21 protein-coding genes are annotated in these 24,269 nt (G+C 72.1%); 5 read left to right on the top strand and 16 right to left on the bottom strand.

Annotated elements, in window-relative coordinates; genetic code table 11:
• Positions 1-174: 174 nt before the first annotated feature.
• The 4 genes from DSM26151_RS05460 to truB are packed head-to-tail and all read right to left on the bottom strand — an operon-like array spanning position 175 to position 2,826.
• Positions 175-1,104 (bottom strand): bifunctional riboflavin kinase/FAD synthetase, encoded by a 930-nt coding sequence (locus tag DSM26151_RS05460; RefSeq protein WP_234661403.1) that lies wholly within the window; start codon positions 1,102-1,104, stop codon positions 175-177.
• Positions 1,101-1,568 (bottom strand): hypothetical protein, encoded by a 468-nt coding sequence (locus tag DSM26151_RS05455; RefSeq protein ID WP_234661402.1) that lies wholly within the window; start codon positions 1,566-1,568, stop codon positions 1,101-1,103. The genes DSM26151_RS05460 and DSM26151_RS05455 overlap by 4 nt, the downstream gene beginning before the upstream one ends.
• A 26-nt stretch (positions 1,569-1,594) precedes the next feature.
• Positions 1,595-1,963: a hypothetical protein gene (locus DSM26151_RS05450; RefSeq protein WP_234661401.1), complete on the bottom strand. Its 369-nt coding sequence runs from the start codon at positions 1,961-1,963 to the stop codon at positions 1,595-1,597.
• Positions 1,960-2,826 carry a tRNA pseudouridine(55) synthase TruB gene (gene truB, locus DSM26151_RS05445; protein WP_234661805.1) on the bottom strand — a complete coding sequence of 289 codons (867 nt, stop codon included), beginning with the start codon at positions 2,824-2,826 and terminating at the stop codon, positions 1,960-1,962. Before truB ends, DSM26151_RS05450 begins: the two co-directional genes overlap by 4 nt.
• 96 nt (positions 2,827-2,922) lie before the next feature.
• Here truB and DSM26151_RS05440 point away from each other — a divergent pair, with 96 nt between their 5' ends.
• Both DSM26151_RS05440 and DSM26151_RS05435 read left to right on the top strand, forming a co-directional pair.
• The gene (locus DSM26151_RS05440) at positions 2,923-3,927 is read left to right on the top strand and encodes a ketopantoate reductase family protein (protein ID WP_234661400.1); all 1,005 of its coding nucleotides are present in this window, start codon (positions 2,923-2,925) and stop codon (positions 3,925-3,927) included.
• A gap of 68 nt (positions 3,928-3,995) precedes the next feature.
• A complete protein-coding gene (locus DSM26151_RS05435; RefSeq protein WP_234661399.1) occupies positions 3,996-4,952 on the top strand; it encodes a hypothetical protein in 957 nt (318 codons plus the stop codon).
• 7 nt (positions 4,953-4,959) lie between these two features.
• On the opposite strand, the gene DSM26151_RS05430 is transcribed toward DSM26151_RS05435, so the two are convergent.
• Positions 4,960-5,556, bottom strand: coding sequence for a nucleoside/nucleotide kinase family protein (locus tag DSM26151_RS05430; RefSeq protein WP_234661398.1), 597 nt, complete (start codon positions 5,554-5,556; stop codon positions 4,960-4,962).
• Positions 5,557-5,579: 23 nt separating this feature from the next.
• Between DSM26151_RS05430 and DSM26151_RS05425 the strand changes: the two genes are divergently transcribed.
• Positions 5,580-6,488, top strand: a complete 909-nt coding sequence (locus tag DSM26151_RS05425; protein WP_234661397.1) for an HhH-GPD family protein — start codon at positions 5,580-5,582, stop codon at positions 6,486-6,488.
• Between the two features lie 11 nt (positions 6,489-6,499).
• Here DSM26151_RS05425 and DSM26151_RS05420 read toward each other — a convergent pair whose 3' ends face one another.
• The 5 genes from DSM26151_RS05420 to nusA all read right to left on the bottom strand — a co-directional run bounded on the left by DSM26151_RS05420 (position 6,500) and on the right by nusA (position 13,043).
• Positions 6,500-8,182 (bottom strand): FAD-dependent oxidoreductase, encoded by a 1,683-nt coding sequence (locus DSM26151_RS05420; protein WP_234661396.1) that lies wholly within the window; start codon positions 8,180-8,182, stop codon positions 6,500-6,502.
• Between the two features lie 102 nt (positions 8,183-8,284).
• Positions 8,285-8,728, bottom strand: a complete 444-nt coding sequence (gene rbfA, locus DSM26151_RS05415) for a 30S ribosome-binding factor RbfA (RefSeq protein WP_234661395.1) — start codon at positions 8,726-8,728, stop codon at positions 8,285-8,287.
• Positions 8,729-8,791: 63 nt separating this feature from the next.
• The gene (infB, locus tag DSM26151_RS05410; RefSeq protein WP_234661394.1) at positions 8,792-11,617 is read right to left on the bottom strand and encodes a translation initiation factor IF-2; all 2,826 of its coding nucleotides are present in this window, start codon (positions 11,615-11,617) and stop codon (positions 8,792-8,794) included.
• A gap of 88 nt (positions 11,618-11,705) precedes the next feature.
• Complete coding sequence (locus DSM26151_RS05405) at positions 11,706-11,951, bottom strand: YlxR family protein (RefSeq protein ID WP_234661393.1); 246 nt, start codon at positions 11,949-11,951, stop codon at positions 11,706-11,708.
• Positions 11,952-12,044: 93 nt separating this feature from the next.
• On the bottom strand, positions 12,045-13,043 hold the full coding sequence (nusA, locus tag DSM26151_RS05400; RefSeq protein WP_234661392.1) for a transcription termination factor NusA: 999 nt from the start codon (positions 13,041-13,043) through the stop codon (positions 12,045-12,047).
• A 138-nt stretch (positions 13,044-13,181) separates the two neighbouring features.
• Here nusA and DSM26151_RS05395 point away from each other — a divergent pair, with 138 nt between their 5' ends.
• Positions 13,182-14,696, top strand: a complete 1,515-nt coding sequence (locus DSM26151_RS05395) for an alanine/glycine:cation symporter family protein (RefSeq protein WP_234661391.1) — start codon at positions 13,182-13,184, stop codon at positions 14,694-14,696.
• A 12-nt stretch (positions 14,697-14,708) separates the two neighbouring features.
• On the opposite strand, the gene DSM26151_RS05390 is transcribed toward DSM26151_RS05395, so the two are convergent.
• Positions 14,709-16,745, bottom strand: a complete 2,037-nt coding sequence (locus tag DSM26151_RS05390) for a PhoX family protein (RefSeq protein WP_234661390.1) — start codon at positions 16,743-16,745, stop codon at positions 14,709-14,711.
• 171 nt (positions 16,746-16,916) lie between these two features.
• Here DSM26151_RS05390 and DSM26151_RS05385 point away from each other — a divergent pair, with 171 nt between their 5' ends.
• Positions 16,917-17,729, top strand: coding sequence for a DUF1206 domain-containing protein (locus DSM26151_RS05385; protein ID WP_234661389.1), 813 nt, complete (start codon positions 16,917-16,919; stop codon positions 17,727-17,729).
• Positions 17,730-17,769: 40 nt separating this feature from the next.
• Here the strand turns inward: DSM26151_RS05385 and DSM26151_RS05380 are convergent, their stop codons facing one another.
• The 5 genes from DSM26151_RS05380 to DSM26151_RS05360 form a co-directional block, all read right to left on the bottom strand.
• Positions 17,770-19,536, bottom strand: coding sequence for a proline--tRNA ligase (locus DSM26151_RS05380; RefSeq protein WP_234661388.1), 1,767 nt, complete (start codon positions 19,534-19,536; stop codon positions 17,770-17,772).
• Positions 19,537-19,643: 107 nt separating this feature from the next.
• The gene (locus tag DSM26151_RS05375; RefSeq protein ID WP_234661387.1) at positions 19,644-21,170 is read right to left on the bottom strand and encodes a hypothetical protein; all 1,527 of its coding nucleotides are present in this window, start codon (positions 21,168-21,170) and stop codon (positions 19,644-19,646) included.
• Positions 21,171-21,330: 160 nt separating this feature from the next.
• Positions 21,331-22,461, bottom strand: a complete 1,131-nt coding sequence (ispG, locus tag DSM26151_RS05370; protein WP_234661804.1) for a flavodoxin-dependent (E)-4-hydroxy-3-methylbut-2-enyl-diphosphate synthase — start codon at positions 22,459-22,461, stop codon at positions 21,331-21,333.
• 74 nt (positions 22,462-22,535) lie between these two features.
• Positions 22,536-23,615: an alpha/beta hydrolase gene (locus tag DSM26151_RS05365; RefSeq protein ID WP_234661386.1), complete on the bottom strand. Its 1,080-nt coding sequence runs from the start codon at positions 23,613-23,615 to the stop codon at positions 22,536-22,538.
• An 11-nt stretch (positions 23,616-23,626) separates the two neighbouring features.
• Positions 23,627-24,268 (bottom strand): CoA transferase subunit B, encoded by a 642-nt coding sequence (locus DSM26151_RS05360; RefSeq protein ID WP_234661385.1) that lies wholly within the window; start codon positions 24,266-24,268, stop codon positions 23,627-23,629.
• Position 24,269 lies beyond the last annotated feature (1 nt).

Genomic DNA, 24,269 nt, shown 5'->3' with positions numbered 1-24,269 from the left:
GGTCGGCGGTGCACTGGGCATCGCCGTGCTCACCGCCGTGTTCGCCGCGGCAGGCGGGGCGCTCGCTCCCGCCGACTACGTCGACGCCGCCGTCCCCGCTGTGGCGACGGGCGCCGTCGTGCTCGGTCTCGCCGCAGCCGTCGCGATGCTCCTGCCGCCCGGGCGCTCGGCGGCTCACGACACGAGTTCGCGCACGCGCTCCACGTCGACGGCCATGCGCGCGACGAGCGCCTCGACGCCGTCGAAGCGCTCCATGCCGCGGATGCGCTCGACGAATTCGACATCGACCACGTGATCGTAGAGGTCGAGGTCCCGGTCGAGGACGTACGCCTCGACCTGCTTCTTGCGCACGCCCTCGAAGGTGGGGTTGTCACCGACCGAGATGGCAGCCGGGTAACGCACCCCGCCGTCGACGAGCCACCCCGCGTAGACGCCGTCGGCCGGGATGAGGCCCTCCGACTCCGGCGACAGGTTCGCCGTCGGGTACCCGAGTTCACGCCCGCGCTTGAAGCCGTGCACGACGATGCCGCGCACCGTCGGCTGGTGCCCGAGCAGTTCGGCCGCGTGCGCGACGTCCCCGGCGTCGAGCAGTTCCCGGATCCACGTCGAGGACACCCGGCGCCCGCCCTCGGGCACGACGTCGTCGACCACGACGACCTCGAACCCGTGCTCCTCGCCCTGACGGCGGAGCATCTCGACATCGCCCTCGTTGCCGGCCCCGTACCGGAAGTCGTGCCCGACCAGGAGCACCCGCGCGTCGAGCGCGTCGACGAGGTACCTGCGGACGAACGCCTCGGCCGTGTGGCCGGCCAACCCGCCGTCGTAGTGCAGGAGCACCGTGGCATCCAGGCCCGTCGTGGCCAGCAGTTCGAGCTTCTGCCGGGTGCTGACGAGCTCGGGCGGCGCCTGCCCGGGCGCGTGGAACGCCGCCGGGTGCCGGTCGAACGTGATCGCGACCGACTCGAGGCCCCGCGCGTCGGCGATGCGCCGCAGCTCGCCGATGACCGCACGGTGGCCCTGGTGCACCCCGTCGAACTTGCCGATCGTCACGGCGGACGGACCGAAGTGCGCGGTGACCGCCTCGATCCCCGGGAAGGTCCTCACTCGCCCTCCCGAGCGTCCGCCTCGGCGCCGTTCCCGGCGACCGGGTGGCGGGCGAGCCACCACATGCCGAGCGGCGGCAGCACGAGCGGGATGAACAGGTAGCCCATGCCGAAGTACGACCAGACGGTGTCGTCCGGGAACAGGTCCGGCCGCAGCACGCTCACGAGCCCGACGACGATCACGCCCGTGAACTCGAACGCGATCGTCGCCCACGCCACCCGGTACCAGACGCGACCGGGCCGCACGAGCGCGACGGTCGCCAGGATGTAGACGAGCGCCGCGAACGCCGAGAGCCCGTACGCGATCGGCGCCTCGTCGAAGCGCTCCACGATCTGCACGAGCGACCGGCCGGTCGCGGCGAGCGCGAGCACCCCGTACACGGCGACGAGCACGCGCCCGACGCCGCTCAGCCGACCGCGTCGACGTGCCCGCTCGGGCGCGGGCGCGGTGGATGTCTCGTTCATGTCGTCCGATTCTCCCAGACCCCGCCTCACGACAGCGGGACCGTCCAGATCTGCAGCATGCGGTACAGCATGACCGCCACGGCGAGCGCGGCGACCCCGCACACGACGGTCGCCCAGCGCCCGCGATCGACGAGCGCCCAGAACGCCGCCGCGGGCGGCAGCAGCACCGCACTGACGAGGTACACCCAGAACTCGAGCACGCTCCCGGCAGCGGCGTTGCCGACCGCGGGCGCGACGAGTGCGACGACCACCTGCGCGATCAGCAGCAGTTCGACGACCGCGAGCGCCCCGAGCACGAGGTCGTTCGGGACCCGGCCGGCCAGGCCGAGCACCAGGCACAGCACGCCCGCGACGACCGCGACGGCGACCTGCACGTACGCGAACCACTCGATCATGCGCCCTCCTCGGCGGGGAATCCGGTGACGACCTTGAGCTGCGGGCCGCGTCGTTCGACGACGGCGACGAGCACGTCGCCCGGGCCGACCGCCGCGATGGGATCGCCGGCCGCGATGGTCCCGGCCCCCGGCGGCGCCGCGATGCGCTTGCCGTGGCGCAGGTCGCGCACGCCGTCCTCGTCGACCCCGATCGCGGGGAGCACGCGGCGCGCGGCGGCCGCCGGCGCGAGCCTGGCGGCCGCGACGTCGAACCCCTCGAGCCCGCCGGCCTCGGCGACGTCGAACGCGCCGATCCGGGTGCGACGCAGCGCGGTCAGGTGCCCGCCGACGCCGAGCCCCGCGCCGAGGTCGCGCGCGAGCGCGCGCACGTAGGTGCCGGACGAGCACGCGACGCGCACGTCGAGGTCGAGCCATCCGTCGCCCGCCCGCTGGGCGCCCGCCTCGAAGACCGACACGGTCACCGTCCTGGCCGGAAGGTCGACGGCCTCGCCGTCGCGCACACGGCGGTAGGCGCGCTTGCCGTCGACCTTGACCGCGCTGACCGAGCTCGGAACCTGGTCGATGGTGCCCGTGAGCTCGGCCATGCGGGCGAGGACCGCCTCGCGTCCGAGGCCCGCGACGAGGTCGGCGGATGCCGCGGGCAGCGCCTCCCCCTCGGCATCGTCGGTCGTCGTGCCCCACCCGAGTCGGATCGTCGCGAGGTACTCCTTGTCGAGCCCGACGAGGTGGTGCAGCAGGCGCGTGGAGCCCTCGACGCCGATCAGGAGCAGGCCGGTGGCCATCGGGTCGAGCGTGCCGGCGTGGCCGACCTTGCGCGTGCCCGCGAGTCGCCGCACGCGGGCGACGACGTCATGGCTGGTCATCCCCTGCGGCTTGTCGACGAGGAGGATGCCGCTGTTCACGCCGTACAGGCTAACAGCGCGGACCGCCGGGCTCCGTCGTGCGCCTACGCTGGTCCGGTGAGGATCGGGATCATCGGTGCGGGTGCGCTCGGCGGCACGTTCGCCGCCCTGCTCACCCGAGCGGGGCACGACGTGGAGGTGACGGCCCGCGGCGCCGGCCTCGAGGCGATCCGCGCGGGCGGCATCCGCCTGACCGGCGGCTACGGCGAGGTCCATGCGCGACCTGCGGCGGCCGAGCGGTTGTCCGCGCGGCCGGACCTCGTGCTCGTGTGCACCAAGGCACAGGACGCCGCCGCCGCGATCACCGCGAACGCCGACGCGATCGACGGCGTTCCGGTCGTGGTCGTGCAGAACGGGCTCGACGGCGTCGCTGCGGCCGAGCGCCTCCTGCCCGCCTCCTCGTGCATGGGCATGCTCTCGATCATCGCCGCGAACTACACCGAGCCGGGCTCGGTGCGGGTCACCACGGCCGCGGCCAGCTACCTGGGCCGCGGCGACGGCGAGCCCGACGGCGAGGTGCGTCGCGTCGCGGCGCTCCTCTCGGGCGCCGTGCCGGTCGTCGCCGTCGCGAACTTCCGCGGCGCGCAGTGGACCAAGCTCGTCGTCAACATGCTCAACGCCGTGCCCGCGATCGTCGGCCGCTCGGTGCAGGACGTCCTCGGCGACCGGGCGCTGCGCCGGGTCGTGACCGCGTCGATGCGCGAGTGCGTGCGGGTCGGCATCGCCGGCGGCATCCGCTTCGGCGCCCTGCAGGGCCTCGGCGACCGGCGCCTGCGCCTGTTCGCGCGCCTGCCCCTCGCGATCGGGCAGGTGCTGCCGTGGCTCATGCGCGTGCGCATGGGCCGGGTTCCCAACCTCGGCTCGACCCAGCAGAGCCTGCGCCGCGGACAGCCGACCGAGGTCGACTTCCTCAACGGCGCGGTCGTCCGGGCAGCGGATGCCGCAGGGCTCGCCGCACCGGTCAACCGCGCGCTCACGGCGCTCGTCCACGAGGTCGAGTCCGCCGGAACGCCGCTTCCGGCCGATCGGGTGAGCGCGGTCCTCGCGCACACCGGCGCGTAGCACGCCGGCGGCGCGCCCGACCGGCTAGGGTTCGGCGCAGTCCGATCCGCCGAGCGAGACGAGTCGACGTGGAACCCAGCGAGCCCGAGTCATCCGCGGAACCCGACGAGACCGGCCCTCGCCCGATTCGCTGGTGGCTGTGCCTGCCGATCGGAGCCGCTGCCGCAGCACTCGGCCTCCTGCCGTGGGTGCTCTCAGGCATGCGACTGCCGCTGCAGAACCTCTGGGCGACCGATACCCCGCCCGAGTCGTACCCGCTCGTGCTGCTGCCGTTCAGCCAGTACGCGCTGTCGATCATCGCCGCGCTGCTGATCGTCGGCTCGGCGTTCGCCGGGGTCGCGGCCCGTGCGACCCGGCCGGTACGGCGGCGTCCGGGCACGGCGTGGATGCTGCTCGGACTGCTCGCCGTCCAGGTCTTCGCGATCGCGCAGACCGCGACGGTCGTGCGCGACGGCCTCGAAGAACGACCCGAATCGACGCTCTACCTGGCCGCGCTCGTCGGCATCGCGACCCTGGCGGTGTTCGTCGGGCTCGTGGTCATGCTGCTCGTCGCGGCCGCTCCGCCGGGCGGGGCCGTCATCGGGCTCGCGATCACGGCGGTCCTCACGCCGGGCTGGGTCCGGCTGCTCCTCATCCACGACCTCTTCCCGGTGGTGGACCCCGCGTCGGCGCAGGTGCTCGACCTCCTGCGCTGGCTGCCCGCGGTCCTCGTCGGCGCCGCGATCGCGTGGGCCGGGGTCGCGAGCGTCGGCCGGGTGCTCGGTGCGCTCGTCGCGCTCGCGGTGCTCTGGATCGGACCGGCGCTCATCACCGCGGTGTCGAACGCGGCCAGCAGCCGGGTGCTCGCGCGCGACCCGGTCGAGATGCTCGACTACGCCGGAGACGTGTTCCGGGCCGCGGTGACCGACCCCTCACTCGCGCTCCCGCCGATCATCGTCGCCGTGGTCGTCGCGGTGCTCGGCCTGCTCGGGAAGCTCATCGTCGGCCGGCTCGGCCGCGAGCAGGCTGAGCCCGCCGCGGGATGATCCGCGCTCAGCGGGCCCCGGCGCGGCGGGGATGCTCCGGGTCGGACTGGTCGATCACGATCGCCGCGACCTCGCGCGGGTCGCTCGCGGCATAGGCGAGACGGTCGGCGGCGTCCGTCGGCTCGCCGTCGACCGCGATCGCGACGTCCCACTGGTCGCGCAGGCGCTCGCGGAGCAGGAATCGCCCGTCGAGCACGAGGATCGCGTCGGCAGGCCCGGTGACCCACTTCGGTTCGACCCACGCGTCGCGCACCAGGTCGAACGCGCGGGTCACGAACGCCGTCGAGCCGGCCATCCGGAACGGGTCGACGAGCGTGCGGTCCAGGAGCGACTCGTCGATGCCGTACCGCCAGTACCGCTCGGCGGTGTCGGGACCGTAGGCGGCCTGCGCTTCGCGCGACCGGTGGAAATCCTCCGAGCTGGCCCGGAACACGGCCAGGTCGCGCTCGCGGAGCACGTCGGCCAGGTCGTCCGCGAGCTGCGTCTTGCCGCTGCGCACCGGGCCGTCGATCGCGACGATCACCCGCCCTCGACCGATGCGTGCGAGCACGTCGTCGGCGACCTGACGCAGGAACGCGACCCGGGGCGTGGTGACCAAGCGCATGACTCGAAGCCTACGCTGGACGGATGACCCCGCCCGCGTCGATCGCCGACCGCGAGCACGATCATGCCCCGATCGCGTCGGCCGTCGTCGCCTGGTTCGCGGATGCCGCGCGGCCGCTGCCGTGGCGTGCCGCCGATGTCTCGGCGTGGGCCGTGCTCGTCAGCGAGTTCATGCTGCAGCAGACCCAGGTCGCCCGCGTGCAGCCCAGGTGGGAGGAGTGGATGCGGCGGTGGCCGACGCCCGCCGATCTCGCGGCCGCGCCTCCGGGCGAGGCCGTGCGCATGTGGGATCGGCTCGGGTACCCGCGCCGGGCGCTGTGGCTGCACCGGGCGGCCACCGAGATCGTCGAGCGCCACGGCGGCCGGGTGCCGCGCGACCTCGACGCGCTCCTGGCACTCCAGGGCGTCGGACCGTACACGGCACGGGCCGTCGCGGCGTTCGCGTTCGGCGACCGGCACCCGGTCGTCGACACCAACACGCGCCGGGTGCTCGCGCGGGCGATCGACGGACGGCCCGACGCAGGACCCCCGTCGTCCAGGCGCGACCTCGAGGCGATGGCGGCCGTCCTGCCCGATGATCCGGCCGAGGCGCGCGCGTTCAACGCGGCGGCGATGGAGCTCGGCGCGACGGTGTGCGTCGCCCGCGCGCCGCGGTGCGACGCGTGCCCCATCGCCGGGCGCTGCGCCTGGCGCGCGGCGGGGCACCCGGCCTCCGACGCCCCACGGCGGCCGCGGCAGGCGCGGTTCGCCGGCAGCGACCGCGAGGCGCGCGGACTCGTCATGCGCGAACTGCGGGCCGCGCACCGGCCGGTTCCGCGCGAGGACCTCGAGCCCGTCGTGCCCGACGACCGGCTCGGTCGCGCCCTGACGACCCTCGTCGCGGACGGCCTCGCGGTGCACTCGCACGGAGGCTACGCGCTCCCCGGCTCCTGATCGCACACCGGTCAGCTCGTCGCGAGGTGCGCATGCACCGCCGCGACGACGACCGAACCCTCCCCGACCGCGGACGCCACGCGCTTGACCGAACCCCGCCGGGCGTCGCCGACCGCGAAGATGCCCGGAACGCTCGTCTCGAGCGGGAACGGGTCGCGCTCGAGCGGCCACGTCTCGGCACCGCCCTGCGCGATCATGTCGGGGCCCGTGAGCACGTACCCCCAACGATCGCGGAGGATGCCCTCGGGAAGCCAGCCGGTCCGCGGCGCCGCGCCGATGAGCACGAACAGCCCCCCGCACGCCTCGTCGACCTCGACACCCGTGTCGCGGTCGCGCAGGCGGATGCGCTCGAGCACCCCGTCGCCGCCGCCGCCGACGACCTCGACGCGCGTGCGCACCTCGACGCCCTGCGCGGCGAGTTGGTCGATGAGGTACTGCGACATGCTCTCAGCGAGGCCCGAGCCCCGCACGAGGAGCGTGACGGATGCCGCGTACCGCGCCAGGTGCAGCGCCGCCTGCCCCGCGGAGTTGCCGCCGCCGATGACGAACACGGGGCGGCCGACCATCCACTGCGCCTCCATCGCCGACGCACCGTAGTACACCCCCGCGCCCTCGAACGCCTCGAGTCCGGCGACGTCCAGTCGCCGGTACGACACGCCCGTCGCGAGCACGATCGCGCGGCAGCGGATCGCATCCTCGGGAGCGACGTGCACCACGAACCCGGACTCGCCCGCCTCCATCGCGACGGCCTCCCGCGCGTGCGCGAACCGGGCCCCGAACACCCAGGCCTGCTGGTACGCGCGCTGCGCGAGCTCGGATCCGGAGATCCCTCGAGAGAATCCGAGGTAGTTGCGGATGAGCGAACTGGACCCGGCCTGCCCGCCGATCGACTCGCGTTCGACGATGAGCACCTCGAGCCCCTCGGAAGCCGCGTACACGCCCGCCGCGAGCCCGCCCGGGCCCGCCCCGACGACGACGACGTCGGCGCTCGGGTCGTCGCCGAGCGACGTGGTGAGTCCATACGCCTCGGCGAGCTCGGCATTGCCGGGGTCGCGCAGCACGCGGCCGTCGAGCATGACCACGATCGGCCGGTCGGGCACCTCGCCGACGCCCGCGGCCGCGAGGCGCGTGCGAGCGGCATCCGTCTCGGGCTCGAGCCACTCGTGGGGAACCCCGCCGCGTGCGAGCAGGCTCCGCAGTTCGTGCGTGCGCGGCAACCCGGCCCGGCCGATCACGGCGACCTCGCGCGGACGCAGTCCGATGGAGCGTTCCCACTCGAGCAGGAACTCGGTGATCGTGCGGTGGAAGTACTCGTCGGGCGAGTGCCACGGCCGGATCACGTAGTACTCGAGTTCGCCCGCGCCCATGAGCGAGAGGATCTCGTCGCGCACGGCCGCGTCGCCCCACTGGCCCCACTCGATGAGGCGGCCGCGGCGCACGTCGGGGAAGCGCGTGCGCGCCCGCGCGAACAGGCTGCGGCCGTCGACGTCTCCCGCGCGGTCGGCGAGGATCAACGCGAGGTGCGCCCCTCGGGCGGCGATGTCGTCGATACGCGTCGCGGCGGCGGCATCGTCGTCGGCCTGCTCGATGCCGTAGTCGGCGGCGTACCGCCGCTCGAGCTCGGCGACGATCGCGGCACGGACCCGGGGGTCGCGCGCCACGACGAGGATGACCGGTTGCGCGACGCTCGACATGCGCCCGGAGTCTACTCTGCGCAACGACGGCGGCGACAGGGCGACAGGCCCCTCGCCGCGCTCACGCGCGCTCGAGCGCGACCTCCACCGGGCCCGGGCCGGTCAGTCCTCGACCTCTTCGTCGACCTCGCGCGGCTTCACGTAGGGGTCGGCGTCGCCCGCGAACGCGGCGGTCGCCGCCATGGCGGTGGTGGCCTGGTCGCGCTCGCGTGCCTCGCGGAGGAGCTCCTCGATGTGCTGGGCGTTCTCAGGGATCGCATCCGCGATGAACTCGAGCGTCGGCGTGAGGCGCGCGGTGATGTTCCGCCCGACCTCGCTGCGGAGCATCCCCGTCGCGGCCTTCAGCGCGAGCGCCGAGTCGCGGCGCTCCTCATCGGTGCCGTAGACGGTGTAGAAGATGCTCGCGTGCTGCAGGTCGCCGGTCACGCGGACGTCCGTGATCGTCACGAACCCGAGGCGCGGGTCGCGCAGTCCCTTGTCGAGACGTCGCGCGACGATCTCCTTGATGCGGTCGGCCAGCTTCCTGGCCCGCTGCGGATCAGCCATGCTGTCCATCCTTCCGGGGAAGGTCCGGGGCGGCTCGCGCCGCCCCGGACCGGATGCCTGGGCCTAGGCCCGCGGCTTCTCGCGCATCTCGATGGTCTCGATCTCGTCGCCGACCTGGATGTCGTTGTACTTGCCGAGGCCGATGCCCGCCTCGAAGTCCGTGCGGACCTCGGTGACGTCGTCCTTGAATCGACGCAGCGACTCGATGGCCAGGTTGTCGCCGACCACGACGCCGTCGCGGATGACGCGTGCCTTGGCGTTTCGCGTGATCGTCCCCGATCGCACGATGACACCGGCGATGTTGCCGAACTTCGAGGAGCGGAACACCTCGCGGATCTCGGCGACACCCGACTGCACCTCTTCGAACTCGGGCTTGAGCATGCCCTTGAGCGAGTTCTCGATGTCGTCGATGGCGTTGTAGATGACCGAGTAGAAGCGCACGTCGACGCCCTCGCGGGCGGCGCGCTCACGTGCCTTCACGTCGGGGCGGACGTTGAAGCCGATCACGATCGCGTTGTCGATCGTGGCCAGGTCGATGTCGCTCTCGGTCACGGCACCCACACCGCGGTGGAGGATGCGCAGCTGCACCGAGTCGTCGACCTCGATCTTCATCAGCGACTCCTCGAGCGCCTCGACGGCACCCGACACGTCGCCCTTGATGATGAGGTTGAGCGCCTCGACCTTGCCCTCCTCCAGCGCACGCGTGAAGTCCTCGAGCGAGATCCGCTTGCGAGCCTTGGCCAGCTGGGCGTTGCGCTCGGCGGCCTCGCGCTTCTCGGCGATCTGGCGGGCCGTGCGGTCCTCCTCGGTGACGAGGAAGGTGTCGCCGGCGCGCGGGACGCTCGAGAGGCCCTGCACCTGGACCGGCCGCGACGGCGTCGCCTCGTGCACGGGCTCGCCGTTCTCGTCGCTCATCGCACGGACGCGGCCGTAGGCCGTGCCCGCGACGATCGCGTCGCCGACCTTCAGCGTGCCCGACTGGATGAGCACGGTCGCAACCGCACCGCGGCCCTTGTCGAGCTTGGCCTCGATGGCCACGCCTCGGGCGTCCTTGTCGGGGTTCGCGCGCAGGTCGAGCCCGGCGTCGGCCGTGAGCAGCACCGCGTCCAGGAGGTCCTGGATGCCGATGTTCTCGCGCGCCGAGACGTCGACGAACATGACGTCGCCGCCGTACTCCTCGGCCACGAGGCCGAACTCGGTGAGCTGCTGGCGCACCTTGCCGGGATTGGCGTCGGGCTTGTCGATCTTGTTCACCGCGACCACGATCGGCACGTTCGCCGACTGCGCGTGGTTCAGCGCCTCGATCGTCTGCGGCATGATGCCGTCGTCGGCCGCGACCACGAGGATCGCGATGTCGGTCACCTGCGCACCACGGGCGCGCATGGCGGTGAACGCCTCGTGACCCGGGGTGTCGATGAAGGTGATCGCGCGATCGATGCTGTCGTGCTGGGTGTGCACCTGGTACGCACCGATGTGCTGCGTGATGCCGCCGGCCTCGCCCGCGACGACGTTCGCGTTGCGGATGGCGTCGAGCAGTCGCGTCTTTCCGTGGTCGACGTGGCCCATGACCGTGACGACCGGCGGGCGCGCCCGGAGGTCCTCGTCGGTCTCGTCCTCGAGCTCCTGGTCGAGGTCGATCGCGAAGCCCTCGAGGAGCTCGCGGTCCTCGTCCTCGGGGGAGACGACCTGGATCTTGTAGCCGAGCTCGGCGCCGAGCACCTCGAAGGTGGCCTCGTCGAGCGACTCGGTGGCCGTCGCCATCTCACCGAGGTGGAACAGCACCGTGACGAGCGAACCGGGGTTCGCGTCGATCTTGTCGGCGAAGTCGGAGATCGAGGAGCCTCGACGCAGGCGGATGACGGTGTTGCCGTCGCCGCGCGGAACGCTCACGCCACCGAGCGACGGGGCCTCCCGCATCTCGAATTCTGCCCGCTTCGTCCGCTTCGACTTGCGCGACTTGCTCTTGCCGCCACCGCGACCGAAGGCACCCGCGGTGCCGCCGCCCGGGCCGCGACCACGACCGCCGCCGCCCGCGGGACGCGGGCCGCCGAAGCCGCCGCCGGGACGAGGGCCGCCGAAGCCGCCGCCGCCACCGGGACGCGCGCCGCCGCCGCCACCGCCACCGGGGCGCTGGAAGCCGCCGGGGCGACCGCCGCCGCCACCACCGGGGCGCGGGGCGCCGGGCCGCGGAGCGCCGGGCCGCGGCGGCTGGGGCCGCGGGATGTTGCCCGGCGTGGGGCGCTGGCCCATGCCCTGCGAGCTCGAGAACGGGTTGTTGCCCGGACGCGGCTGGCTCGGGCGCTGGCCCATGCCCTGCGAGCTCGAGTACGGGTTGTTGCCGGGGCGCGGTGCACCAGGGCGGGGGCCGCCGGGACGCGGTGCGCCGCCCTGGCCGGGCTTGGGCGCGCCGGGGCGGGCGGTGTCGGCGGGCTTGGGCCCGCCGGGCTTGGGCGCACCGCCGGGGCGCTGCGCCGGAGCCTCGGCCGCAGGTGCGGCGGGCGCCTCGGCAGGCGCCTGGTCGGCAGCCGAGGTCTCGGCCGCAGCCGACTTCTTCTCGGCGGCAGCCGCGGCGGCCTTCTGCTCGGCCTCGGCCTGACGCTCGGCGACGCTCTTCGGGGCGTCGGCCGCGGGCTTCGGCCCCGGCTTCGGCCCGGGCTTGCCCGCGCCGGGCTTGGCCGCGCCTGGCTTGGCCGCGGCGGACTTGCCCGCCTCGGCAGGCGCGCCCGCTGCGCCCTCGAGGGCGGCGCGGAGCTTGCGGGCGACGGGGGGTTCGATCGAGGACGACGGGCCCTTGACGTATTCGCCCATCTCCTTCAGCTTCTCGAGCGCGACCTTGCTGTCGACGCCGAGTTCGCTGGCGATCTCGTGTACGCGTGGTTTGGCAGCCACTTCTCTCCTGTTCCGGGTCCGACCCCGGCACAGGGGCGGACCATCAATGACGGACGGGTCTCATTTCGAGCCGCTCATGAGTTGTCCATTAGCCGTTCAACCTGTTCTCCACATCGGATGCATCGGTTTCGCCGCCCAGACGAAGTGCGCGCCCGAAGGCGCGCCGCCGCTGGGCGAGTCGGAAGCACTCGAGCGTCGGATGCAGCCACGCGCCACGCCCGGGAAGCACCGCCGACGTGTCGGCGAGGACTCGAGAGTTCTGGGCGACGACCCTCAGAAGCGAGGACCGCGGGGCACGCGAACGGCATCCGATGCACGTTCTGACGGGTTCCATCCTACACCTCCGTTCGGGGCGTCCCCCGCGCGCGCCGCGCACGGAGCGCCGAGGCCGGGTCGTGTCGGGCTCGATCAGGTCGTGTCGGCCCGATCAGGCCTTGTCGAGGATCGAATCGGGCTGGATGTCGATCTTCGCGCCCGTGAGCTTGGCCGCGAGGCGGGCGTTCTGGCCCTCCTTGCCGATCGCGAGCGACAGCTGGTAGTCGGGCACGAGCGCGCGCACCGCACGCGTGCCGTCGTCGATCACGAACGCCCTGGTGACCTTCGCCGGCGAGAGCGCCGACGCGACGAACGTCGCGAGGTCGTCGTTCCAGTCGACGATGTCGATCTTCTCGTTGCCGAGCTCGGCAGTGACCGCCCGCACGCGCTGACCCAGCTCGCCGATGCACGCGCCCTTCGCGTTGACGCCCGGCTGGTTCGCCCGCACCGCGATCTTCGTGCGGTGCCCGGCCTCACGCGCGAGCGAGACGATCTCGACGACGCCCGACGCGATCTCGGGGACCTCGAGCGCGAAGAGCTTGCGGACGAGCGCGGGGTGGGTCCGGGAGACGGTGATCGCGGGCCCCTTCGCGCCCTTCGCGACGCTCGTCACGTAGACGCGGATGCGCTGGCCGTGGGGGTACTCCTCGCCCGGGACCTGCTCCTCCGGCGGGAGGATGGCCTCGACGGTGCCCAGGTCGATGTGCACCATCCGCGGGTTCGGTCCCTGTTGGATGATGCCGGCGACGATGTCGCCCTCGCGCCCGCGGAACTCGCCGAGCACGGCGTCGTCCGCGATGTCGCGCAGGCGCTGGTTGATGACCTGCTTCGCCGCGAACGCCGCGATCCGCCCGAAGTCGCTCGGCGAGTCCTCGGCCTCGCCGATGACGTCGCCGTTCTCGTCGAGTTCGGGCACGTAGATCGACACGTGCCCGGTCTTGCGGTCGAGGTGCGCTCGCGCGCCTCGCGGGTTGGCGTGCCCGTGGACGGCTGGATCGGTGTGCTTGAGGTAGGCCATCAGGATCGCCTGCTCGATGATCTGCACCAGTTCGTCGAACGGGATCTCCTTCTCGCGCTCCATCATGCGGAGCACGCTGAGGTCGATGTCCATTCCGGCCTCCTCTATTCAGCTCTCAGTCCGCCTCCCCCGCGGGCGGAACACTCAAGCGTAGCGGATGCCCGGCCCGCCGGGCCACGCGGCCGCCCCCGGTTCCCGAGGGTTCCTCGCGGAAGGTGCCATGCTGGGGCGATGGACGTCCTCAACGACTTCGTGCTCGACGCCGGCGACGGGCTCTGGACCTGGATCGTGCTCCCGGTCGTGGTGATGCTCGGCGTGTACTTCACGATCCGTTCGGGGGTCGTGCAGTTCCGGCTCATCCCGGAGATGTTCCGGACCCTGACCGACAAGACGCCCCGCGACGAGGACGGCGCGCCGCAATCCGTCTCGGCGTTCCAGGCGTTCACGATCTCCGCGGCCTCCCGCGTCGGCGTCGGCAACATCGCCGGCGTGGGCACCGCGATCGCGATCGGCGGACCCGGCGCGATCTTCTGGATGTGGCTCATGGCCTTCATCGGCGGCGCATCGGCGTTCGTCGAATCCAGCCTCGGGCAGCTCTTCAAGGTGCGAGACGAGGACGGCTTCCGCGGCGGACCCGCGTACTACATCGAACGAGGACTCAAGGCGCGATGGGCCGGCATCCTCTTCGCCGTCATCCTGATCCTCTGCTTCCCGTTCGCGTTCTCCTCGCTCCAGGCGAACACGATCAGCGCCTCGTTCGCGAGCACCGTGGCCCCGGGCGGCGCACCGGGCTGGGTCGGGTGGGCGGTCGGCGCGGCGATCGCCACCCTCACCGGGCTCGTGGTGTTCGGGGGCGTCCGCCGCATCGCCTCGGTCACCCAGGCGGTCGTTCCGCTCATGGCGCTGACCTACCTGCTCATCGGGCTCGTGATCGTCGCCATGAACATCACCGAGCTCCCAGCCGTGTTCGCCTCGATCTTCACCGAGGCGTTCGGCTTCAACGAAGTCGTCGGCGCGACGCTCGGCACGATCATCCTGACCGGGGTCAAGCGCGGCATGTTCTCGAACGAGGCCGGTCTCGGCTCGGCGCCGAACGCCGGCGCGAGCGCAGCCGTCACCCACCCCGTCAAGCAGGGTCTCGTCCAGACCCTCGGGGTGTACTTCGACACGTTCCTGGTGTGCTCGATCACGGCGTTCATCATCCTGCTCTCGAACCCCGACCTCGCGAACGCCGAACGCGGCATCGGGCTCACGCAGGACGCGATGGTCGCGACCCTCGGGCCGTGGTCCGGCGTGCTGCTGACGATCGTGGTGTTCCTGCTGGCGTTCAGCTCGATCCTCGGCAACTACTACTACGGCGAATCGAACATCGAGTTCATCTCGCCCCGGCGATGGGTGCTCACGACCTATCGTTCGCTCGTCGTCGTCGCGATCTTCGTCGGCTCGATCGCGGGAGCGGACCTCGTCTGGAACACGGCCGACGGGATCATGGGTCTCATGGCGCTCGTGAACCTCATCGCCATCGCGCTGCTCTCGGGCATCGCCTTCCGGCTCCTCCGCGACTACACGCACCAGCGTCGGCAGGGCCGCGACCCCGTCTTCACGCGGGACCTCCTCCCGGACGTCGCGGGCATCGAGTGCTGGGTCGACGAGCGGTCCGTGACGGGCCCGATCGACGTCGCGACCAAGCGCCGCCAGGCGGAGAAGCACCGCGACCACCTGCGTCACGAGGACGAGCCACGGTAGATATCCGTGCGCTCAGCCCTTCCAGACCTGCACGACCGAGGGCCGCGGCGCGGCGACCCGGTCGCCCGTGTGCGCCGCGACGTAGTCCGGGAAGTACGACGTCTGCGCGCCGACCGACCCGTTCTCGCCGGGGTGCTGCACCGCGACGAACACGAGCCCCTCGCGGTCGTGGATCACGGGCCCGCAGGTCTCGGCTTCGCGCGGAACCGCGAGGAACTGCTGCACATTGCCGCGCTGGTCTCCCTCGAGCGGCACCCGGAACAGGCCGTCGTTGTAGCCGATCGTGCTCGGCTGGCCGTCGGTCGAGATCCAGAGGTTGCCCTCGGAGTCGAAGGCGACGTTGTCGGGGCAGGAGATCGGTGAGACCAGTTCCTTCGGGAAGCCCGCGAAGTACGTGGCCTCGTTCACCGCCGGGTCGCCGCACAGCAGCAGGATGCTCCAGGCGAAGCGCTCCCCCGCCTGGCCCGAGGTCTCGGTGATCTCGACGACGTGCCCGAAGCGGTTGCCGGTGATCGGGTTGACCTCGTCGAGGGTCGCGACCGTGCGGCGGCTGTTGTTCGTGAGCGCGAGGTACACCTTTCCGGTGCGCGGGTTCGGTTCGACGTCCTCGGGGCGGTCCATCTTGGTGGCCCCCATGAGGTCGGCTGCGAGGCGCGTGTGGACGAGCACCTGTTCGGTCGACATGCCGGGCACGACGCTCTCGCCGTCGCGCGTGAGCGCGACCCACTCGCCGCCGCCGTCGAAGGCGCCGTCCGACGGCAGCATGCCGTCGCCCGTGATCTCGGCCGCAGGAGAGTTGCCCGTGAAGCGCGCGACGAACAGGTCGCCCTCGCTCAGCAGGCGCAGGTTCTTCTTGCGCGCACCCGTCGAGGTCGCCGCCGTGTAGCGGCCCTTCGAGACGAACTTGTACAGGTAGTCGTTGCGCTCGTCGTCGCCCATGTACGCCACCACGCGGCCGTCCTCGGCGATCGTGACGTTGGCGCCCTCGTGCTTGAAGCGGCCCATCGCGGTGTGCTTCTTCGGCGTCGACGTCGGGTCGCTCGGGTCGATCTCGACGATCCAGCCGAACCGGTTCGGCTCGTTGACGTAGCCGGGGCGGTGCGCGTCGAAGCGCTCGTCGTACTGCTCCCAGCCCGTCTCCGTCGACGTGGTCGGGGTGGCGCTGTAGCGCTTCTGCTCGGCCGTGTCGGCCGCCCAGGCGAAGTACCCGTTGAAGTTCTCCTCGCCCGAGAGCACGGTGCCCCACGGCGTGGTGCCGCCGGCGCAGTTGCCGAGGGTGCCCTTCACCCAGCGGCCCTCGGGGTCGGCGGCCGTCTTCACGAGGTCGGAGCCGGCGGCGGGACCGGTGAGCTCGAACGTCGACTCGACGGTCACGCGCCGGTTGCGCCTGCCGTCGACCACGTACTCCCACGGGTCGCCGACGCGACGGCGCTTCACCTCGACGACCGCCATGCCCATGGCGGCCTTGAAGACCTCGCCGCGGCGGCGGCGCTCCTCGGGGTCGTTCGTGGGCGCGAACATCAGGTCGGGGTTGACGTACTCGTGGTTGGTCACGAGCACGCCCGTCTTGCCGCTGGGGTCGGCGATGATGTCGAGGTAGTCGTTGTTGTAGCCGAACTGCCCGGCCTGGGCCTCGGCGGTCTGGGCCTCGAAGTCGAAGGCCGGCACCGAGGAGAACAGCGGGTCGCCCCAGCGGATGATCGGCTGCCAGCGGTACCCGGTCGGCACGGTGAACGCGTCCACGGTCCGGGCGACGGGGGCGATCGGGGTGAACGCGAGCCCGGCGGTCCCGGGCTTCGCAGCGAAGGCCGGGGCGACGCCGCCTCCTGCGCCGCCGCCCACCATGAGGCCGATCGCGCCGGCGACGCCCAGGCCGAGCACCGAACGACGGGAGATCGCCTGCGACGCGATGTCGCGGAAGTGGGCGTTGTTCGAGGTGTTGCATTCGGGCCCGAGGCATGCGTCGGCGCACTTCAGTCGGCAGGTCACGGGCGATCGCTTGCCGATCGCGTGCGAGACCGGGGTGAGACGGAGTTCGGGGATGGTCATTGAAGCTCCTCGTTCTGCGCGCGGGCGCCCCGCGCTTCGGGCCGGAAGGACGCGCCGAGCCTCTCGGGACGCAGTGGCCGGAGCACCACGCATCGGTGTCCGACGGGTGAACGTGGGCCATCCGATCCGGGAAGCCTGCCGGCTCGCGTGCGCCGTCGCTACGCTGAACGCATGGCGAGCGACTCGGGAAGGTCTGCGGCGGGTGCCGCGCAGCGTTCGAGTTCCTTCCGCGTGGCCGCGCGGCTCGGCTACGTCGTGCTCGGGGTCGTCCACGTGGTCATCGGCAGCATCGCCATCACCGTCGCGCAGGGCGCCGGCGGCGGCGCAGACGCCGATCAGGGCGGCGCGATGAGCCAGCTGGCGCGCCTGCCGTTCGGCGTCGTGCTCCTCTGGATCATCGCGCTCGGGCTGTTCGCGCTCGCGATCTGGCAGGTCACCGAAGCGTTCCTCGAGCGCGACCCGGACGCGAAGACGAAGTGGGCCCATCGCGCCAAGTACGTCGGCACGGCGATCGCGTACGTCTCGATCGGCGCCACCGCACTGGTCTACGCCATGGGCGGCAGGTCCGACTCCTCGGAGTCGGCGCAGACCCTGAGCTCACGGCTGCTCGCCGCGCCGGGCGGCGTGCTCGTCCTCGTGCTGCTCGGGCTCGTCGTGATCGGCGTCGGGATCGCCTTCGTGTACCGCGGTGCGCTCCGCCGTTTCGAGGAGTACCTCGACCTGCCCGGCGGCGTCGCCCGCACGGGCATCCTCGCGCTGGGCGTCGTCGGCTACGTCGCCAAGGGCGTGGCGATCGGCGTGGTCGGCGTGCTCTTCGTCGTCGCCTCGCTCACCCACGACCCGGAACGGGCCGGCGGGCTCGACGGGGCATTGCGGAGCCTCGCCGAACTGCCGTTCGGCACGTTGGTGCTCTGGATCGTCGGCGGCGGCCTCATCGTCTACGGGCTGTTCTGCGTGGCCCGTGCGCGCTACGCGCGCCTGTGAGGAGCGAGCGGGCGCCGCAGCCTCCCGGCGAGCGCCCCGGTCAGCCGGCGAGCGCCGCGCGCACGCCGTCGATCGGCACGCTCGCGCGTTCTCCGGTCGAACGGTCCCAGACCTCGACGAGCCCGTCGGCGACGCCGCGGCCGGCGATCACGATCTTCGGCACGCCGATGAGCTCGGCGTCGGCGAACTTCACGCCGGGCGAGAGCTTGGGGCGGTCGTCGAAGAGCACGTCGAGACCGGCCGCCTCGAGGTCGGCGACGACGGTCTCAGCTGCGTCGAACGCCGCCTGGTCCTTGCCGGTCGCGAGCACGTGCACGTCGAACGGCGCGACCGAGGCGGGCCAGACGAGGCCCTTGTCGTCGTTGTTGAGTTCGGCGATGATCGCGAGGATGCGGGTCACGCCGATGCCGTAGGAGCCCATCGTCACGGTCGCGAGCTTGCCGTTCTCGTCGAGCACCTTGAGCCCGAGCGCCTCGGCGTACTTGCGGCCGAGCTGGAAGACGTGCCCGATCTCCATGCCCCGGGCGAGTTCGACCGGGCCCGACCCGTCGGGCGCGGGGTCGCCCTCGCGCACGTTCGCCGCCTCGATGGTGCCGTCCGCGACGAAGTCGCGGCCGGCGACGAGGCCGAAGACGTGCTTCTCGTCGAGGTTGGCGCCGGTGATCCACTCGGTCCCGTCGACGACGCGCGGGTCGACGAGGTAGCGGATGCCGGTGGCCGACTCGGCCCCGAGCACGGCGCCGCCCGGCGACCACGGCCCGATGTAGCCCTTGACGAGACCGGGGTGCTTCGCGAAGTCCGCTTCGGTGGCGGCCTCGACCTCGGCGGGGGCGAAGGCGACCTCGACGCGCTTGGCGTCGACCTCGCGGTCGCCGGGCACGCCGATGACGACGACCTCGCGCGTGTGATCGGGGTGCGTGAGCGCGAGCACGACGTTCTTCAGGGTGTCGGCCGCGGTCCAGTCACGGCCGTCGGGCCGCGGGTACTCGAGGTTCGCGAGGTCGACGAGGGTCGCGATCGTCGGCGTGTTCGGCGAGTCGAGCACTTCGGCTTCGGGCAGCCCGTCGAACGGGATCGGCTCGGGCACCGCGGTCGTGTACGCCTCGACGTTCGCCGCGTAGCCCCCGGCCGAGCGCACGAACGTGTCCTCGCCGACGGGGGTCGGGTGCAGGAACTCCTCGCTCTTGGAGCCGCCCATGGCGCCGGCATCCGCTTGGACGATGACGTACTCGAGGCCGAGCCGCGCGAAGATGCGCTCGTAGGCGTCGCGCTGCGCCTGGTAGCTGGCGTCGAGGCCGGCGTCGCTGACGTCGAACGAGTAGGCGTCCTTCATGGTGAACTCGCGGCCGCGCAGGAGGCCGGCGCGGGGCCGGGCCTCGTCGCGGTACTTGTCCTGGATCTGGTAGATCGTGAGCGGCAGCTCCTTGTACGAGGAGTACAGGTCCTTCACGAGCAGGGTGAAGACCTCCTCGTGCGTGGGCGCGAGCAGGTAGTCGGCATCCTTGCGGTCCTTGAGCCGGAACAGCGCGTCGCCGTACTCGGTCCAGCGGCCGGTCTGCTCGTAGGGCTCGCGCGGCAGCAGCGCCGGGAAGTGCACCTCGTGCGCACCCGCGGCCTCCATCTCCTCGCGGACGACGCGCTCGATCTTCGCCTTCACGCGCAGACCGAGCGGCAGCCAGGCGAACACCCCCGGCGCCTGGCGCCGGATGTAGCCGGCGCGCACGAGCAGCTTGTGGCTCGCGACCTCGGCGTCGGCGGGGTCTTCGCGGAGCGTGCGGAGGAAGAAGTTCGTCAGGCGTGTGGGCACCCGACGATTCTATGCAGGGGCGGATGCCGCGGGTCCGCCGGTCGCGACGGTGCCCGCCGCACGGCGGGCCGGTGGCGGGTCGACCCCGCCACCGGCCTGCTCGTCGATCACTCCCTTCGAGCGTCCTCGCGCCGGCCGGCGATCCGCGCGACGACGACTGCTGCTGCGCCTGCGAGCATCACCCAGAGCGCGATCCACAGCACGGGCTGGGAGTCGGTGCCCGTCTCGGCGAGCGCTGATCCCATCGATCCGGTGTCGCTCACGGCCATGACCGGAGTCGCGCCGCCGTCGGATGCGGGTGCGGAGCCGGGCTTCGGCTCGGGCTCGCCGGGTCCGCCGGGGCCGCCGGGCGGGCTGAAGATCGGCGCGCCGCCGACCTTGCCGAAGGCGAAGATGAACGTGTTCGGCGTTCCGCCCTTCGGATCGGTCTCGGTCTGGCCGAACGAGTACGCCTCGGCACCGACCGCGGCGAGCGCGGCGATCGCCTCGGCCTCGGTCGCGGCCGCACCGTAGAAGATCACGAAGCCGAGGCTTCCGCCGACGCCGAGCGGTCCGAACCTGAAGTCGAACAGGGCACCGTGGTCGTCCGGCCCGGAGTCGACCGCTTCGCCCTCGAACAGGATCGACGCGGGGCCGGAGAGCGGGTTGGGGCTCGCGAAGCCGTCATCGCTCGTGTAGAACAGCGCGCTCGCGCTTCCGCGGTCGATCGTGACGAACTCGCTGAACGCGGTCGGCTCGATGTCCCAGTCCATGACGCGGCGATACTGCACCGTCGCGATGGGCGCGCCCGAGAGGTTCTCGATGGTCACGTTGACCTGGTAGAGGTTCGGCGTCGCCGATGACGGGACGTACTCGTGCGTCACGCGGAACACCGGTGCATCCGCGTCGTCCACGACGACCACGACGGACTTCGCCGTCGATCCGGTGTAGACGAACGATTCGAGTTGCAGGTTCGTCCCGCCCTGGCCCTCCGAGGCGAGGTTCGCACCGCCCCAGACTCCGGATGCCGGGTCGCCGACGCCCCAGCCCTCGCAGAGGCAGCCGGGCGAGGTCGAGTCGCTGCCCGTGGGCAGGTAGGCGAGGCCCGCATCGCCCGGCCCCGCGGGCGACCCCGTCGCGTCGTTGGTGTTGAGCTCGCCCGTGGGATTCACCGCGAGCAGGATCGTGCCGTTCGTGATGCACACGGCGGGGTAGCACGGGTCGCCCGGTGCCGGAACGGCCGCAGCCTCGACGGCTGCGGACTCGACCGCGGCGGATTCGGCGGCGGGCTCCGCGCTGAAGAGCGTCACGAGCGGCTCCTCGACGTCCTCGGCGAGCGTCTCGTCGACGGTGGCGTCGTCGTCGGCCACGACGACCTCGACGGGCTCGGCGGGTTCCGCGGGTGCAGCCGGGTCGGCGCCTTCGGGGGCTTCGGGGGCTTCGGCCGCCGGGGCGGCATCCGCTTCGATGGCCTCGGGCTCGGCGGGTACCGTGTCCCCCATCTCGGTCGCTGCGACCGAGGCCGCCTCGTCCGGGGTCGACGACTCGTCGGCGTAGGCGACGAGCGGGGCGAACGACAACGCGAGGGTCGTCGCGAGGGCGGCTGCGCCCAGTCCGAGCCGGGATCGCGGCCGGTGCGGGTTCTCGATGGACATCCGTGCACTCCGTTCGTCGGGCCGTCCTCGACGGCGCTCGATACGCGCATGAACCGAGTGGGACGCGTCCCCCGGCGCGCAGCCCTACGCTAACGAAGCGAAGGATTGCTCGGATACGGGTCAGCCCCGAACTGGGGGTACGGGAATGCCCGGGCGCTCCCTACGGCGTGACGATCGTGGGCGTGCCGACCGGCGCGTCGGCACCCATCTCGCCGGCGATGCGGTTCGCCTCGGCGATGAGGGTCTCGACGATCTCGGACTCGGGCACGGTCTTGATGACCTCGCCCTTGACGAAGATCTGGCCCTTGCCGTTGCCGGATGCCACGCCGAGGTCGGCCTCGCGCGCTTCGCCGGGACCGTTGACGACGCAGCCCATGACGGCGACGCGCAGGGGCACGCTCATGCCCTCGAGCCCGTCGGTGACGTCGTTGGCGAGCTTGTACACGTCGACCTGCGCGCGGCCGCACGACGGGCACGAGACGATCTCGAGCTTGCGCTCGCGGAGGTTCAGCGACTGCAGGATCTGCAGTCCGACCTTCACCTCTTCGACGGGCGGCGCGGAGAGCGAGACGCGGATGGTGTCGCCGATGCCCTCTGAGAGCAGGATGCCGAACGCGGTCGCCGACTTGATCGTGCCCTGGAACGCCGGGCCGGCCTCGGTCACGCCGAGGTGCAGCGGCCAGTCGCCGCGTTCGGCGAGCATGCGGTACGCCTTCACCATGACGATCGGGTCGTTGTGCTTGACCGAGATCTTGAAGTCGTGGAAGTCGTGCTCCTCGAACAGGCTCGCCTCCCACACGGCCGACTCGACGAGCGCCTCGGGCGTGGCCTTGCCGTACTTCTCGAGCAGGCGGGGGTCGAGGGAGCCCGCGTTGACACCGATGCGGATCGAGACGTCCGCCTCCTTCGCCCGGCGTGCGATCTCGCCGACCTGGTCGTCGAACTTGCGGATGTTGCCCGGGTTCACGCGCACCGCGGCGCAGCCGGCGTCGATCGCGGCGTAGACGTAGTTCGGCTGGAAGTGGATGTCGGCGATGACCGGGATCTGGCTCTTCTTCGCGATGATCGGCAGCGCCTCGGCGTCGTCGCGGCTCGGCACGGCGACGCGCACGATGTCGCAGCCCGACGCGGTGAGTTCGGCGATCTGCTGCAGGGTCGCGTTGATGTTCGGCGTGGGCGTCGTCGTCATCGACTGCACGCTCACCGGGGCGTCGCCGCCGACGAGCACCTTGCCCACCTTGATCTGCCGCGTCTTGCGCCGGGGCGCGAGGACTTCGGGGACCTTGGGCATTCCGAGATTCACTGCAGGCACGTGTTCGAGTCTACGGCCGGGCCGCTGCGCGGGGCCTCCATCGAACGATTGGCTCAGGCAGCGGTCGGGGCCTCCCCGATGACCTGCGCGACGAGCTCGGCGACGAATCGCTCGGGCTCCTCGAGGAGCGGCGAGTGCCCGCTCGCCTCGAACACCGCCTCGCGGTACGCACCGCCCCGCTCGGCATAGGCCTCGAGGACCGCGCGGGTCTGCGCGACCATCGGCTGCGCCGGTGCGACGTCCTCCCCCGGCCAACCGGGAATCACGCCGAGCGCGCCGAGGTGGTTGAGGTCGAAGAGCGACGTGTCCGAGACGATGACGTCGTTCGCCCCCCGGATCCACAGGATCGGCGGCTTGACGTCGAGGTCGACGATGCCGCTGACGTCGAACTGCGTGGGCGCCATGGTGTTGAGCACGCCGCTGTGGCCCGGCGCGAAGCCCGGCCAGTTCTCCGACGTCGTCGAATCGCCCGGGTAGTTGGCCTCGCCGAGCGCGGTCGTGAGCATCGCCTCGACCCAGATGTCGTCGTGCTCCGAGCTGAAGCCGGGCGTCACGTACGTGCCGAGGTACACCGATCGCGGCGATGACGGCGCGTCGGCGGTGCGATCTCCGTCACGGAGTCGGGCGATGAAGTCGGGGTTCGCTCCCCCGCCGCCCGAGCCGGCAGCGTCGGGCGTGAGCAGCTTCCCCGAGGCATCCGTCGCGCCGAAACCGTATGGCGAGACCGGATTGACGAGCGTGACGGATGCCGCCGGCATCCGCTGCTCGACGAGTGCCTGCATGACGACGCCGCCGCCCATGCTCCACCCGACCACGTGCGGGCGGTCGAGCCCGAGGGCGTCGGCGACGGATGCCACGTCCTCGGCGAAGTCGCCGAGGCCGCGGGCCGCGTCGACCGGGAGCACGTCGCTGCCGCCGAATCCGCGCAGGTCGACCGCGAGGGCGCGGACGCCGGGCGGGAGGGTGAGCATCGTGGGCTGCCAGAACAACGAGGACGACACGTTGCCGTGCACGAACAGCACCGTGGCATCCGGTGGCCCGGGCTCGGCGGCGGGGCGTTCGAGCACCTGCGCGGTCAGACGCGCGGTCTCGACGCGGTGGACGGCGATGCCGGGGAGGATGGTGTCGACCATGGGGGTTCCTTTCAGCCGAGCGCGGTGGTGTCCAGCGGCGGCTCGGTCGCGGCGACGACCTCGTCGACGCTCACGCCGGGCGCGAGTTCGACGAGCTTCAGCCCGTCGGCGGTGACGTCGATCACGGCGAGGTCGGTGATGATGCGGTCCACGACCCCGCGACCGGTCAGCGGCAGCGAACACTCGTTCACGATCTTCGGCGAGCCGTCCCTCGCGACGTGCTCCATGAGCACGATGCGGCGCCTCGCGCCGTGCACGAGGTCCATCGCGCCGCCGGGGCCCTTGACCATCTTCCCGGGGATCATCCAGTTCGCCAGGTCTCCGGCGGCGGAGACCTGCATCGCGCCGAGGATCGCCGCGTCGACCTTGCCGCCGCGGATCATGCCGAAGCTCGTGGCCGAGTCGAAGTACGCCGCACCCGGGAGCACCGTCACGGTCTCCTTGCCCGCGTTGATCAGGTCGGGGTCGACCGCGTCCTCGGTCGGGTACGGCCCGACGCCGAGGATGCCGTTCTCGGACTGCAGCACGACCGTGACGCCGTCGGGCACGTAGTTCGGAACCAGCGTCGGCAGTCCGATGCCGAGGTTCACGTACGAGCCGTCCGTCAGCTCCTTCGCCGCGCGCGCGGCCATCTCCAGCCTGGTGAGCGCCATC

Source organism: Agromyces marinus (assembly GCF_021442325.1).
GTDB lineage: Bacteria > Actinomycetota > Actinomycetes > Actinomycetales > Microbacteriaceae > Agromyces > Agromyces marinus.
Note: the sequence above shows the minus strand (reverse complement) of the source record. Positions and strands in the feature narration are given on the sequence as shown.